Raw genomic sequence first — 13,379 nt, 5'->3', positions numbered from 1 at the left:
AGCTGAGCATACGTTTGGCAACCCTTATTGAGCGATCTGAGCGTTATGCAGAGTGAACTCAAAATCTTTGTATGGTGTAATTTCCAAGCCGGTTACACGTCCATTAACTGGCCACATATCTCTGCGTTGGTACATAAAAATAGTTGGCAGATCTTTGTTCAACTCTTGATAGAGCTGTTTATAAATCTGTTTGCGTTTCTCTTGATCCAGCTCATGCTTACCAGCAAGCGTTAGTTCATCGACCTTCTTATTGGAATAGCCGATATCATTTTGTGCACCATTCGTAATAAAAGTCGTTGTATCCGGGTCTGGAGTTAAGCCCCAAGCCGCGAAGAACATATCGAACTTGCCCGTATCCTTTTTATCCATAATAGCGTTAAAATCTAGAGTTTCGGAAGTCAGCTTGATGCCTAGCTCCTTATAGTTATTGGACATGATTGGCAGCAAGGCCTCTACTACTGGATTATCAGCAGTCGCAGAGAAATTAATGGTCAGCTTTTCGCCATCCTTTTCGCGAATCCCGTCAGCACCAACCTTCCAGCCTGCCTCATCCAGCAAAGCCTTCGCCTTCGCTGTATCAAATTCATACTTGTTGATGCCTTCATCCGTATAAGACCAGGATTCTGTAGATTGTGGAATGTTAATGACATTCGCATATGGGCCATACACGCCCTGCACAATCTCTTTACGGTTTAAGCCAATCGTTAGAGCTTGACGTACTTTAGGGTCCTGAAATTTCTTTTCCTTGTGATTAAACGCTATATATCCATAGCCATTTGTCGGCATAATATTCACGTCCAAGAAGCCTAGAGCCTTTAATTCCTCTACATTGTCTTCCGTAACTGTGATGTTGTCCATGTCCGTTTCGCCCGTTTGCAGCATAGACAGGTTCGTTTCTTCTGTTGTTGTTTTAAAAATAACCGATTTCACCTTAGGTGCGCCCTTGAAGTAGTTTGGATTCGCTTCAAGAACGACTTGCTGACCCGGAGAGAAGCTTTTCAGCACATACTGCCCGGAGCCGATTGGTTTATTATTAAGCGCCTTGATGCTGTCCAGGTTACCCTTTTTGAACCCTTTTCCATAATAAGCTTCTGGCATAAAGTATTGCTCACCCAGAAAATCCTTCGTATACGCTGTTGCTTCTGTAACGGTGACCTCTACTGTATTATCATTAATGACCTTGATCCCCGAGATATCATTTGCTTTGCCATCGTGATATTCTTTACCGCCTTTAATCTTAAAAGACAATACATCGGTTTCTCCATCATAATTCGGATCATGCAACACTTTGAGTACAAAAGCATAATCCTGCACGGTTACTGGCGTGCCATCACTATACTTCACACCTGGTTTCAGATGGAATGTATATTTTAGACCATCCGGCGATACATCAACCTTATCAGCCAAACTATTTTCATATGTACCATCTGCCTTCACCTGTAAGAAGGAGTCAAATACTGTTCTGACCACATGTAAATCGTATCTGGTTTGCCAGAATAGCGGGTTAAATACCCCTTTAGGTGATGTCATACCTACCACAATGTTATCTTTCCGATTCGTTGCTCCCGGAGGGTTTTGCGACAGATCAGTTGCTTTAATAACGCCCTCCGTAACAGGTGCACTTGCTTCATTTCCCTCTGTTTTATTGCCCGCATTGCCTTCCTGTGGCTGTGCCTCATTGGCACCTCCGCTACATCCTGCAAACAGAACACCAACGATCGTAAGCACCATAAGCAAAGAAACCCATTTTTTCGTCTGCATCATCCTGTTAATCCCCCTTAGTCGGTTCTTTATTTAACAGCCTGTCTCATTCCTGCGGTGATTCGTTAAAGCTTGAGGTTTGAAAATGAAGTTGCACATCCTCCTTACTGTCCTAATAGCGTAAACACGTGTTTTAGACCTCTGGTCAATTTTGTACACTAACAACCATTACATTTTTATTAAGGTTTATCTTAAGTGTAAAATAATATCACGTCAATATCTTTTTTTATGTAATATACAAATGCAAAACATCTATTTATGTAAAGTTTATGAATTTTACTTGTGGAAAATGACAAAAACCAGGATTTCATGTAATATAAAATAACATTTCAGAATGCCGAAATGTTTACTCTGGCGAGTTGAGGAGCTTGCAATTTCACAAGCCATTAAAAGGTATACTATCGTTATGGGTAAACATGGATTGTATTATTAGTAAGTTACAATAGATGGGACTTGTTGTCAATATAAAAAATCACAAAAAAAGACGCTCCCGGGATCGGGAACGTCTCTTTTTTCCACCCACTACTATTCAGTAGTGTAAGGAAGCAATGCGATTTGACGGGAACGTTTAACAGCGATTGTCAACATACGTTGATATTTCGCGCTTGTTCCAGTCACACGACGAGGAAGAATTTTTCCACGTTCGCTGATGAATTTTTTAAGCAGGTCTGTATCTTTATAGTCAATGTGAGTAATTTTGTTCACAGTGAAGAAACATACTTTACGACGTTTGTTGCGACCACCACGACGAGCTGGTCTTTTGTTATCGTCTCCGCCTTCTCTTTGTCTGAAGCCCATTCTTTGTCAGTCCTTTCCCAATTAAAATGGTAAATCATCATCCGAAATATCGATCGGTTTTCCGTCATCGGAAAAAGGATCCTGATTGTTTCGCGAGTTATTATTCCCGCGTCCACTATTGCTGTTACCGCCTCCGAAAGGAGACTCCTCACGCGCAGCTCCACCGCTATTGCCGCCACCGTTACCGCCATCGCGGTTAGATTCCAAGAAACGCACATTATCAGCTACAATTTCAGTCACGTATACACGTTTTCCTTCATTGTTCTCATAATTACGTACCTGAACACGGCCTTCAACAGCCGTTAAACGACCTTTGCGAAGATAGTTAGCGCATGTTTCAGCAAGCTGACGCCAGGTTACGATCGGCAAGAAATCCGCTTCCCGTTCGCCGCCTTGACTCGTAAACGGACGGTCTACAGCCAGGGTGAACTGGGTTACTGCTACACCAGACGGTGTATAGCGCAGCTCTGGATCTTTGGTCAAACGACCGATCAGAATGACACGGTTCAACAATCCAATCCCCTCCTTTGAGCGTTGTTCATTACATAATCACGTACAATAATTAAGCTACGTCGTTCGTAATGAGATAACGAATTACTTCGTCAGAAATTTTCATGATACGCTCAAGCTCAGTAACAACAGCAGGTTCTGCTGTGAAGTTTACCAGAACGAAAGAACCATCACGGAATTTCTTGATCTCATACGCAAGACGGCGTTTAGTTACATCGTGACTCGTAATTTCGCCACCGCCGTTAGAGATGATACCTTGGAATTTATCGACTGTCGCTTGAACAGCTTCTTGTTCAATGTCAGGACGAATAATATACATCGCTTCATATTTGCGCATTCTTTACACCTCCTTATGGACATAAGGCCCTCAATCTCAGTTGAGAGCAAGGAACGAGCCTAAACTCGCACTAAAACAGTTTACCAAATCCAACAACTGAATGCAACCTACAAATTCGAAACATAAGCCTAAAACAGCTAAATATACTGCATATCATTAGCTTTATACATTTTTATATAACATCAAAAATTTCGCATATATAAAGGAAATCATTTGATTCACTCACTATCTGTATACCCGGTTTCGCATGTTTCTGTTCAAGACAGCGCACAATAACCGTTGCAGTCCAAATTCATTTATCTAAGGAGGTGCCACCATATGGGTGAAAAGACTGAGTTCGAACCAGGGGATAACGTCCCAAACGACGGCGTATATATGGAGGTCGGAGAAAAAAGCTTCCATACTGAAATTCAAAACCCGCAACAAGTAACGCTGGAAAGAGGCGACTCTTTTCCGGAGACCACCAACCATAATCGCAAATGGAAGAAAAAAACGAAAGCTCGTGTCCACTAATGTATATTTCTTAGGAGTTCTGGCCATATTATGATTAGGCGATACAACAGAGAGGTGTGGTTCCGTTGGACGACGTAGCCGGACAAACTGTTAGGAGATCCATTCCGGGCATTAGAAGCGTTAGGTTTGTGTAAAAGGACACTGTCTTTTCGACACGGTATTGCTGGTCAGTACACCGAGTTTCATGATGTGATTGGACAGATCGTATCCTGTTAAAAATGTATCGCCTACGATGGAGGACCTTTGTGGTCCTCCTTTGTTGCATTATCGGACTTTTTGCATATCCTGGTAAAATGCAGATTAATTGAGCTCCTTCTGCTAGAATATATCCAAGTACAAAGACCTACTATCTACGGAGGTTTAAAGATGAGCTATTCTCGAATATTAAAGTGGATATCAGGTATATTCGAATTGGTGCTTGCCGTACCAATTGTGGGGGGAGCTATTGTCATGGGGACCGGCTACTCGGCTCTGGGATTTATGCTTATCCTGCATGCAGTAACACTTATCCTATCGTTACGCAATCAGGAGGCGATCTACGGCTCTGTATGGGGAGTACTCACTTCTTTGCTGGCCTGGATACCCTTTGTGGGCTGGGCTCTCCATTTGATTGCGGCGATCCTTCTGATGATCTCTGGCTCAAAAAAAACAAAACGTTATCATTACCCGCCTAACCAGCTATAACAAAAGAGTGCTCCTAACGGCAATAATTTCCCCGCTGTCAGGAGCATTTTTTTGTTATAACGCCTTATTCATCCCAATAGATTTGTAATCGTTTCTTCCTTTACCCTCATGGTTTATCTTAGTGCTTTTCACTTTATCACAATCTGTTGACCTTTTATTCCACAAACAAAAAATCCCCTACGTCACAGACGTAAGAGATTGGTTTATTTAATGAAGTTAGTGGCGGAAAGAGTGGGAGTCGAACCCACGCACGCCTTGCGACGCCTAACTGATTTCGAGTCAGCCCCCTTAGACCTCTTGGGTACCTTTCCGCAGCAAGGATAATTATATCATCATTGCAACTGTGACGCAAGCTGATTCTGGTTCATCGCCATTCATCTTTCTTGGCTCAATTTGCTTCTGTGTTTTGCTCGTCGGCGTTGGCCTTTGATCGCAGCACTTTCTTCATGTTTTTTTCGAACTTGGCACGCGGAATCAGCACGCTATGCTGGCAACCGACACATTTGATTCGAATATCCATCCCCATGCGGATAATTTCCATTTCATTCGTTCCACACGGATGGGGCTTCTTCATCTGTACAATGTCCCCTAGTTCAAATGACTTACGCTCCACCCTTCTCTCCCCCTTTTCTTCCTTGTTCGTCTTCTTTTTCTAGGGTTACCGCCGTCTCCAATGCTGCCTGACGATGTTCCTCATCCTCCAGAGCCTTCTTGATGTTATTCTGAATATCACGCTCTACCACTGCCCCTGTATTCGGCATACATTCTGCCACAACACGCACAATATACTCTGAGGTGGTCATGGACTGAACCCCTAACACATCCGGTATATTAAGTATCTGTACATTGGATTCTTCAATGCCTTGGATTGCCTGTTTTACCAAGCCAACTGCTTCCTCCAGGCTACGCTCGGCCTTCATTGGCACATCCACTACCGCCAACGCGTTGGACATGGAGAAGTTTGTTACCGTTGTAATTGAGCCATTCGGTAAAATGTACACCTCACCTTTCCAGCTCACCAGTCTGGTTGTACGCAGCCCGATCATTTCCACTGTACCCTTGAAAGTACCTGTCTGAATGACGTCTCCTACGGCAAATTGATCCTCAAAAATAATGAAAAATCCGGTAATTACATCCTTAACCAAGCTCTGTGCCCCAAAACCAACGGCCAATCCAAGCACTCCAGCTCCAGCAATCAGCGGGCCGAGATTAATGCCCATTTGCGATAGCACCAGCATAATTAAAATGAAATTAAATACAATATTGGTTACGTTTTTCAGTAATTCCCCAACAGTTGTTAACCGCCTTGTGTTCAATCGAAACCTGCCGTTATCTCCCTTTTGTTGCATTGACTTATCTATAATTTTATTAATAACTCGAATAAAGATACGTGTGATGATAAAAATAATCGCGATTTTCAAAATTACAAACAAAAAGGTCGACCACATCGCACTATCGGTAAGCCATTTCCATACAGCATCCTTCCAGTGAATTGCACCTTTCACTACGTCACCCGTGTCTAAATTATCGGTCAACCAATGTATAAAGGTCATGCTGTACTCCTCCTTAAACAAGGGAACTACTCTTCCTGCTTCCCGAATTCTATTTTGCAAAATCCTCACTATATAAGCTTATCTACCGACTTCAAACATATGGCTATGAATATTCTACTTCCTGTGAGTATAAAAGCATAAGTTTATCCATATACTAGCTACTATCTTGAGCATAAATGTTACCCGCAGGCTAATTGTTATCTCAAGGTACTGCGAGCGCAACCTTCACACTCCACTACAGAGCGAAAGGAAGATTCCATGACTCATCCATCTGACTTCATTCCGGGGCAAGAACCCCTAAGTTTAAAAATACCACACACAGATCCCGGGATCCAATCAGCCATCATCCATCGTCTACTGTTCCATCTCCATCAGGCACCGAGTCTGCAAAATATCGTCATTATTTGCATCGGCACTGACCGTTCTACTGGAGATTGTCTGGGTCCGCTCGTAGGTACGCATTTATCACGCTACAAAAGCCCTCTGTTTAACCTATACGGTACATTAGAAGAGCCTGTACATGCCATGAACCTGCAAACGACACTGAACGGCATACAAGCCCGATATGAACAGCCTTATATCATTGGTATAGATGCATGTCTTGGACAAACCTCCAGCGTTGGATGCATTCAGGTTTCAGATGGTCCTCTCAAGCCTGGAGCAGGTGTAAATAAAGAATTACCGCCGGTCGGCGATATCCATTTGACTGGTATCGTTAACGTCGGCGGCTTCATGGAATACTTCGTGCTGCAAAATACAAGACTAAATTTGGTAATGAAATTATCAGATATCATTGCTGGCAGCCTATACTCCGCGATTAAGGAGTGGCACTACCGTTCTGTCCTGCTTGCTGCGCAAGAGTGACGGCTTCTTTTTCTTCAGGTGATAAGGAATAAGTGGATTGTCCCGCTTCTAGAGGCTTGGCATACACATATGAGCCATCTCGGTTATAAATGCCGGTTAATACCATACCATCCTGATTGTCGTCTACAATAGCCAGAGAGAAGCTTAAATCGCTTCCTCTCTCACCAAAGGCATTATAGCGTTTGATGCCTATATGTCCCTTCAAGCCTGTCAGTTTACTACGTAGTGATTTCATACTTGCACGATGGGTTTCCTGCTCATCCTCAATCGTATCCATCTGTACCTTCAAATCAATCAACAGTGTTTCCAAATTCTCGACACCACTGCCTGCCATCATGGTTTCATACTTTCGCCGCATCTTCTTTAGCTTTGCACCCTGCACAATAATAACAATCAACAGGATGAGCAAAATAAGCACGATCCCTGCAACGATTCCGGCAAGCTGTTCCATGATTAGTCCATTCAATTCAGCCATATGCTTGCTTCTACTCCTCTACCCCAAAAATCATATTACTGCATACTTATATTTTATACGTTTGAGAACAGCGAAACAAATAACACAAGGCTATTAGTTTATCCATCAAAACCATTCTAATTCCTGCAATTCCAGACAAAGCAAAGACATATCTCACTTTCCATTTTGCTCAAGGAGACATGTCCATATTTCAACAAACTACTGTAATAGCTCCAGTAATCTTTCCAAATCCTGCTGACTGTAATAATTCAATTCAATTTTGCCTTTATCTTTATTGTGCTTGATCTTCACAGTTGTTTTAAAGCGTTCACGCAAGGACTCTTCCATATGGTCAATATAGGGGTCCTTTTTTCGTACCTTTGCTTTGGCTTTCGCCTCACCAGGCTTATGATCCAACTGCTGTACGGCTTCCTCCAGCTCGCGAACACTCCACTGCTGTTCAATACATTGTTGTGCTAACTGTTTCACCATGTCTGGATCTTTGAGGCCAACAATAGCTCTAGCATGTCCCATAGACAATGTTCCACGTGAAACATGATCTTTAACTTCTTCAGGTAATGCGAGCAAGCGAAGGAAATTGGCAATATGAGAGCGTGATTTCCCCACTTTCATGGACAACTCTTCCTGAGTTAAAGAAAACTGATCCATTAATCCCTGATAAGCTACTGCTACTTCCATAGCATTCAAATTCTCACGCTGCAAATTCTCAATCAGAGCAATCTCCATCACCTGCTGATCCGTAAAATTACGAACAACCACAGGTATCGTCGGATTCCCACAAAATTGAGATGCCCGAAATCGTCTTTCCCCGGCTATGATTTCATATCCTCGCAATACACTACGTGCAATAATAGGTTGGATAACACCGTGCTGACGAATGGACTCGGCTAATTCCTTAATGGACTCTTCATCAAACGTTTTGCGAGGCTGGTACGGGTTCGCACGCAACTGGCTTAGCGGAATGTCAACAACCTTATCCTCTTCATTGACCGTAAGGGAGGGAATGAGTGCATCAAGTCCTTTTCCCAACCGTTTACTCATAAGATACCACTTCCTTTGCCAACTCAATATATACCTCTGCCCCACGGGAACGGGGATCATACGTAATAATGGACTGGCCATGTGAAGGTGCTTCGCTGAGTCTCACATTGCGTGGAATAATCGTCTGATAAACCTTGCTTTGAAAATATTTTTTCACTTCTTCAATCACCTGTATACCCAAGTTCGTGCGAGCATCAAACATGGTTAACAACACACCTTCAATTTGCAATGAGGTGTTCAGATGTTTTTGCACTAATCGCACGGTATTCAACAATTGACTTAATCCTTCCAATGCGTAATATTCACACTGGATTGGGATAATGACTGAATCGGAAGCCGTCAATGAATTGAGCGTCAAAATACCCAGCGATGGTGGGCAATCAATTAGTATATAATCATAATTATGCTTAACGAGTTGAAGCGATCTTTTTAATCTCAACTCACGAGAAATAGTCGGCACCAGTTCAATTTCCGCGCCTGCTAACTGAATGGTTGCCGGAATTATATCTAATCCCTCAACCTGTGTACTGACAATAGCTTCGCTAGGATCAACCTCGTTAATGAGTACATCATAAATACAATTTGCCACATCCGCCTTATTGATACCCACACCGCTGGTTGTATTACCTTGCGGGTCGATATCCACGAGCAATACCCTTTTGCCGAGGGAAGCAAGTCCGGCGCCCAAATTAACGGAAGTAGTTGTTTTGCCTACTCCGCCCTTTTGATTGGCTACGGCTATTATTTTTGACACTTCATTCACCTCATAATTTAATCGGAATCCTGCTACACTCCATACCTGCAAAACGCTCTATGGAGACGTTACTTAGTCCTTATCTTAGGGATAACGGCAATTTCAGAATAGAATTGAGTATGCTGCGGTTTTATTCGGCGTTAGACAGAAAAAGCGGCAATTGCTGCCGCCTGTACGCTTCATCCCTTACTTACGTTTGGGAATTTGAATGACAATCTCATAGTGATCCTCATGATCAGATTCCTTGGTCTTGATATCCAAGCCTGAGCCAGACACCATATCAATGGATTGACGAATTGTATTCAGCGCAAGCCGGACATCCTTGGTAAAGGAAATCCGCTTCGATTTCTTATTAGTGGATACTTGTTTATAAAAGGCAACTCGTGCCTCTGTCTGCTTCACATTGAGTTCCTTGGCAATGACTTCATCTAAAACCTTGTACTGTAGTTCTTCAGTCTCTAATGACAATAATGCACGAGCATGACGCTCGGATACCTTCCGTTCCATTAGAGCCTCTTTCACTCTCTCCGGTAGATGAAGCAGCCGTATCTTGTTAGCAATAGTGGATTGGCTTTTGCCAAGTCGTTGAGCGAGGCTTTCCTGGGTGAGCTGATGTAGATCAATCAGCTTTTGGTAAGCTACAGCCTCTTCAATCGCAGTTAACCCTTCCCGTTGAAGATTTTCAATCAACGCGATGGATGCAGCTTGTGAATCATTAAACTCACGAACAATAGCTGGAATAGATTCCATACCCAGCTTGGTGACAGCTCTCCAACGACGTTCCCCTGCTATAATCTCATATTGCCCATTACGGAAACGAACGACAATCGGTTGAATTACACCATGCGTCTTAATGGTCTGGCATAGCTCATCAATCTTCTCGTCGTCAAATATGGTACGGGGCTGATAAGGACTGCTGACAATATCCCGAACTGGAATTTGTTTTATTTCGTCCCCAGTAGATCGCTCCGTCAAACCAAATAGCTTGGAAAATTGTTCTTTCATTCCGTATAATACCACCTAATTTCATAATAGCACCATACTAACAGCGCTTCGTGAAAAACAGTTCCTTACGCGGATCGTAGACCCTTCTATATGAAACAGCGCCGTAAGCGGGTACACTCCACGTACTCACCCGACATTTGTTGTCCCACTCCCCTATATGTATATCTGAATTCATGGGTATAGGAGCAGTCAACTTACATTAAAACGATTATCTCTATTCTATCACTTTTCCAGCCATAATCCTATCGTCTCTACCAGCTTTTCGGAAGGATCAGAGAATAAATTATGCATCCTCTTTGATCCCCAAATGTAAACAAGAACGCATGTTAACAAAGAGGCTTTTATGTAAAGAGTCTATCAGCCATAAAAAAAGTGAATGTTTCACGTGAAACATTCACTTTCTTTCAAACATTTACACTAACGGCGCCTTCAAAGGGGTACCCGGCTTACGCGGATATTTCCGTGGTGTCGCCGCTCTTTTCTCAATAATAATCATATGTCTGGCTGCATCTTCAACAGGTAACTGGAAGGCCTGAACATGTTTGATTTTTCCCTTTAGCTCTTTCAAACTGTAAGAAGCTTCCTTGATTTCCTCGGTAGGATCATTGCCCTTCATCGCGGCAAAGTGTCCTCCTTCACGGACAAACGGCAAACAAAATTCATTCAATACGGCGAGACGAGCAACCGCTCTGGCTGTCACTAGATCATAGCTATCACGGTATCCTGGTTTACGCCCCAATTCCTCTGCCCTGCTGTGAACCAGTTCAACATTTTCCAAACCCAACTGCTCTACTACATGGGCCAAGAACTGTATACGTTTGTTCAACGAATCTACAATAGTCAACTGAATCTGCGGAAAGCATATTTTCAAAGGAATACCTGGAAAACCTGCACCTGACCCAATATCGGCCAGGCTTTCCACATCTTTTAACGGAACATAAAAAGCCAGGGAAAGAGAATCATAAAAATGCTTGGTGTACACTGCATCGCGCTCAGTAATACCCGTCAGGTTCATTTTTTCATTCCACTCAACCAGCACACGGTAATATGCTTCAAACTGCTCTAACTGACTGTCATTAATCACAATACTATGCTCTGCCAGCCGCTGCTTAAATTGCTGTTGTATCGCGTCCATTATGATCCCCTTGCTGCTGTTACGCGGTTATAATGCTCCAGATAAACCAGCAAAATGGAAATATCCGCAGGGGTTACACCCGAAATACGGGATGCCTGACCAATCGACATCGGACGGATCTTTTCAAGTTTCTGCTTGGCTTCAATGGCCAGTCCTTGAACTTCATTGTATACAATATCCTCTGGAAGCTTCTTCTTCTCCATCTTTTGCAGACGCTCCACATGCATCAATTGCTTTTCAATGTAGCCCGCATACTTAATTTGGATTTCCACCTGCTCCTGTTCTTCCTCCGTAAGAGCTATAGGTGAAGGTGAGATTTGTGCTACTTGCGCATAACTGATCTCTGGTCGACGTAGCACCGTTAACAAATTACTGCCATCCTGTATCGGTGCAGATCCGCCTTGCTCCAGCATCTCATTGATATCAACTGGACGAACCTTCGCCAAGCGCAAGCGTTCAATCTCTTGATCTACCTTTTGCTTTTTATCCAAAAAGCGCTCGTATCGTTCATCCGTAATTAGGCCAATATCATGCCCAATCGGAGTCAATCGCAGATCAGCGTTATCATGACGCAACAACAGACGATATTCTGCACGTGACGTCAGCAAGCGATATGGCTCATTCGTCCCCTTCGTCACCAGATCGTCAATCAGGACCCCGATGTAGCCTTGCGAACGGTCCAATACGACAGGCTCTTTGCCCTGCACCTTACGAGCTGCGTTAATCCCTGCCATAATTCCTTGACCCGCAGCTTCTTCGTAACCGGAAGTACCGTTAATCTGACCTGCTGTGAACAAGCCTGGGACTTTCTTCGTTTCCAAAGTAGGCCATAACTGCGTAGGTACCATTGCATCATATTCAATAGCATAGCCGTTACGCATCATCTCTACCTTTTCCATCCCCGGAATCGAACGCAGTACAGCTAATTGTACATCCTCTGGCAAGCTGGTCGACAAGCCCTGAACATAGTATTCAGATGTGTTTTTACCTTCAGGCTCCAAAAAGATTTGGTGCTTAGGCTTATCACTGAAGCGTACCACTTTATCTTCAATAGATGGGCAATATCGTGGTCCCGTTCCTTCAATCAGACCAGAGAACATAGGCGCACGGTGCAAATTATCATTAATAATCTGATGTGTTTCTACTGAAGTATATGTCAGCCAGCAAGGAAGCTGTTCATTATCCGAAGACTTCGTTTCATAGGAAAAGAACTTCGGTTGATCATCACCCGGTTGTATTTCCGTTTTGCTAAAATCAATCGTGTCCTTATGCACACGTGGTGGCGTTCCTGTCTTAAATCGAACCAGATCAAAACCCAGCTCTCTCAAATGCTCAGACAATCTCAACGAAGGCTGTTGATTGTTCGGACCACTCTCATACATTAGCTCGCCCATAATGATTTTCCCGCGCAGATAAGTGCCTGTGGTCAGGACAACTGCTTTACTTCGATACTCTGTGCCCGTCTTCGTGATTACACCTACGCAATGACCATCTTCCATAATCAGTTCTTCAACCATACCTTGGCGTAAGGTCAAATTTGGTTCCTTTTCCATCGTTTCCTTCATCGCATGCTGATAAGAGAACTTGTCTGCTTGTGCACGCAATGCATGAACCGCCGGACCTTTACCAGTATTTAACATTCTCATTTGGATAAATGTCTTGTCTATATTCCGACCCATTTCGCCGCCCAGTGCATCAATTTCTCGCACCACATGCCCTTTTGCAGGACCGCCAATAGACGGGTTGCAGGGCATGAACGCGACCATATCCAGGTTAATTGTGATCATCAACGTGCGACAGCCCATCCGTGCTGCTGCCAAGGCCGATTCTACACCTGCATGGCCCGCGCCTACGACAATCACGTCATAGTCGCCTCCTTGGTAACCCATACCTTTCTTACCTCCTTATACATTTCGGTCTTCACGCCGAATATGCTCTTGTATATCTAT

The 13,379-nt window shown here is 43.5% G+C and carries 15 protein-coding genes and 1 tRNA gene; 3 read left to right on the top strand and 13 right to left on the bottom strand.

What is annotated here, in order from left to right; genetic code table 11:
• Nucleotides 1-24: 24 nt before the first annotated feature.
• The 4 genes from G9G53_RS03835 to rpsF form a co-directional block, all read right to left on the bottom strand.
• Nucleotides 25-1,764 (bottom strand): ABC transporter substrate-binding protein, encoded by a 1,740-nt coding sequence (locus G9G53_RS03835; RefSeq protein ID WP_165145436.1) that lies wholly within the window; start codon nt 1,762-1,764, stop codon nt 25-27.
• A gap of 522 nt (nt 1,765-2,286) precedes the next feature.
• The gene (rpsR, locus tag G9G53_RS03830; protein WP_013312800.1) at nt 2,287-2,559 is read right to left on the bottom strand and encodes a 30S ribosomal protein S18; all 273 of its coding nucleotides are present in this window, start codon (nt 2,557-2,559) and stop codon (nt 2,287-2,289) included.
• Between the two features lie 21 nt (nt 2,560-2,580).
• Nucleotides 2,581-3,072, bottom strand: a complete 492-nt coding sequence (gene ssb / locus G9G53_RS03825; protein WP_013312801.1) for a single-stranded DNA-binding protein — start codon at nt 3,070-3,072, stop codon at nt 2,581-2,583.
• A gap of 49 nt (nt 3,073-3,121) precedes the next feature.
• Nucleotides 3,122-3,406, bottom strand: a complete 285-nt coding sequence (gene rpsF, locus G9G53_RS03820; protein WP_013312802.1) for a 30S ribosomal protein S6 — start codon at nt 3,404-3,406, stop codon at nt 3,122-3,124.
• A gap of 318 nt (nt 3,407-3,724) precedes the next feature.
• Here rpsF and G9G53_RS03815 point away from each other — a divergent pair, with 318 nt between their 5' ends.
• Together G9G53_RS03815 and G9G53_RS03810 are read left to right on the top strand one after the other, a co-directional pair.
• Entirely contained in the window at nt 3,725-3,919 is a 195-nt protein-coding gene (locus tag G9G53_RS03815) for a YjzC family protein (RefSeq protein ID WP_029518958.1), read from the top strand.
• 366 nt (nt 3,920-4,285) lie between these two features.
• Complete coding sequence (locus tag G9G53_RS03810) at nt 4,286-4,603, top strand: hypothetical protein (protein WP_029518959.1); 318 nt, start codon at nt 4,286-4,288, stop codon at nt 4,601-4,603.
• 220 nt (nt 4,604-4,823) lie between these two features.
• On the opposite strand, the gene G9G53_RS03805 is transcribed toward G9G53_RS03810, so the two are convergent.
• The 3 genes from G9G53_RS03805 to G9G53_RS03795 form a co-directional block, all read right to left on the bottom strand.
• A tRNA-Ser gene (locus G9G53_RS03805) sits at nt 4,824-4,914 on the bottom strand.
• 77 nt (nt 4,915-4,991) lie between these two features.
• Nucleotides 4,992-5,216: a DUF951 domain-containing protein gene (locus G9G53_RS03800; RefSeq protein ID WP_025723137.1), complete on the bottom strand. Its 225-nt coding sequence runs from the start codon at nt 5,214-5,216 to the stop codon at nt 4,992-4,994.
• Entirely contained in the window at nt 5,206-6,156 is a 951-nt protein-coding gene (locus G9G53_RS03795; protein WP_165145434.1) for a mechanosensitive ion channel family protein, read from the bottom strand. The genes G9G53_RS03800 and G9G53_RS03795 overlap by 11 nt, the downstream gene beginning before the upstream one ends.
• A gap of 258 nt (nt 6,157-6,414) precedes the next feature.
• On the opposite strand from G9G53_RS03795, the gene yyaC reads away from it, so the two are divergent.
• Nucleotides 6,415-7,020, top strand: coding sequence for a spore protease YyaC (yyaC, locus tag G9G53_RS03790; protein WP_165145432.1), 606 nt, complete (start codon nt 6,415-6,417; stop codon nt 7,018-7,020).
• Here yyaC and G9G53_RS03785 read toward each other — a convergent pair.
• From G9G53_RS03785 to mnmG, 6 genes are all read right to left on the bottom strand, one after another.
• Entirely contained in the window at nt 6,974-7,495 is a 522-nt protein-coding gene (locus tag G9G53_RS03785; RefSeq protein ID WP_165145430.1) for a DUF4446 family protein, read from the bottom strand. The two genes, yyaC and G9G53_RS03785, sit on opposite strands and share 47 nt — an antisense overlap.
• Before the next feature lie 198 nt (nt 7,496-7,693).
• The gene (locus G9G53_RS03780) at nt 7,694-8,536 is read right to left on the bottom strand and encodes a ParB/RepB/Spo0J family partition protein (RefSeq protein ID WP_029518964.1); all 843 of its coding nucleotides are present in this window, start codon (nt 8,534-8,536) and stop codon (nt 7,694-7,696) included.
• Nucleotides 8,529-9,290 carry a ParA family protein gene (locus G9G53_RS03775; protein WP_023991152.1) on the bottom strand — a complete coding sequence of 254 codons (762 nt, stop codon included), beginning with the start codon at nt 9,288-9,290 and terminating at the stop codon, nt 8,529-8,531. Before G9G53_RS03775 ends, G9G53_RS03780 begins: the two co-directional genes overlap by 8 nt.
• Nucleotides 9,291-9,476: 186 nt before the next feature.
• On the bottom strand, nt 9,477-10,295 hold the full coding sequence (gene noc / locus G9G53_RS03770; protein WP_029518966.1) for a nucleoid occlusion protein: 819 nt from the start codon (nt 10,293-10,295) through the stop codon (nt 9,477-9,479).
• 412 nt (nt 10,296-10,707) lie between these two features.
• A complete protein-coding gene (gene rsmG, locus G9G53_RS03765) occupies nt 10,708-11,430 on the bottom strand; it encodes a 16S rRNA (guanine(527)-N(7))-methyltransferase RsmG (RefSeq protein ID WP_029518967.1) in 723 nt (240 codons plus the stop codon).
• Nucleotides 11,430-13,319 (bottom strand): tRNA uridine-5-carboxymethylaminomethyl(34) synthesis enzyme MnmG, encoded by a 1,890-nt coding sequence (mnmG, locus tag G9G53_RS03760; RefSeq protein WP_029518968.1) that lies wholly within the window; start codon nt 13,317-13,319, stop codon nt 11,430-11,432. The genes rsmG and mnmG overlap by 1 nt, the downstream gene beginning before the upstream one ends.
• Between the last annotated feature and the right edge of the window lie 60 nt (nt 13,320-13,379).

The organism is Paenibacillus sp. EKM206P (assembly GCF_011066155.1).
In the GTDB taxonomy this organism is placed as follows: Bacteria; Bacillota; Bacilli; order Paenibacillales; family Paenibacillaceae; genus Paenibacillus; species Paenibacillus polymyxa_D.
The sequence above is the reverse complement of the archived record's forward strand: the minus strand, read 5'-3'. Positions and strand labels throughout refer to the sequence as shown.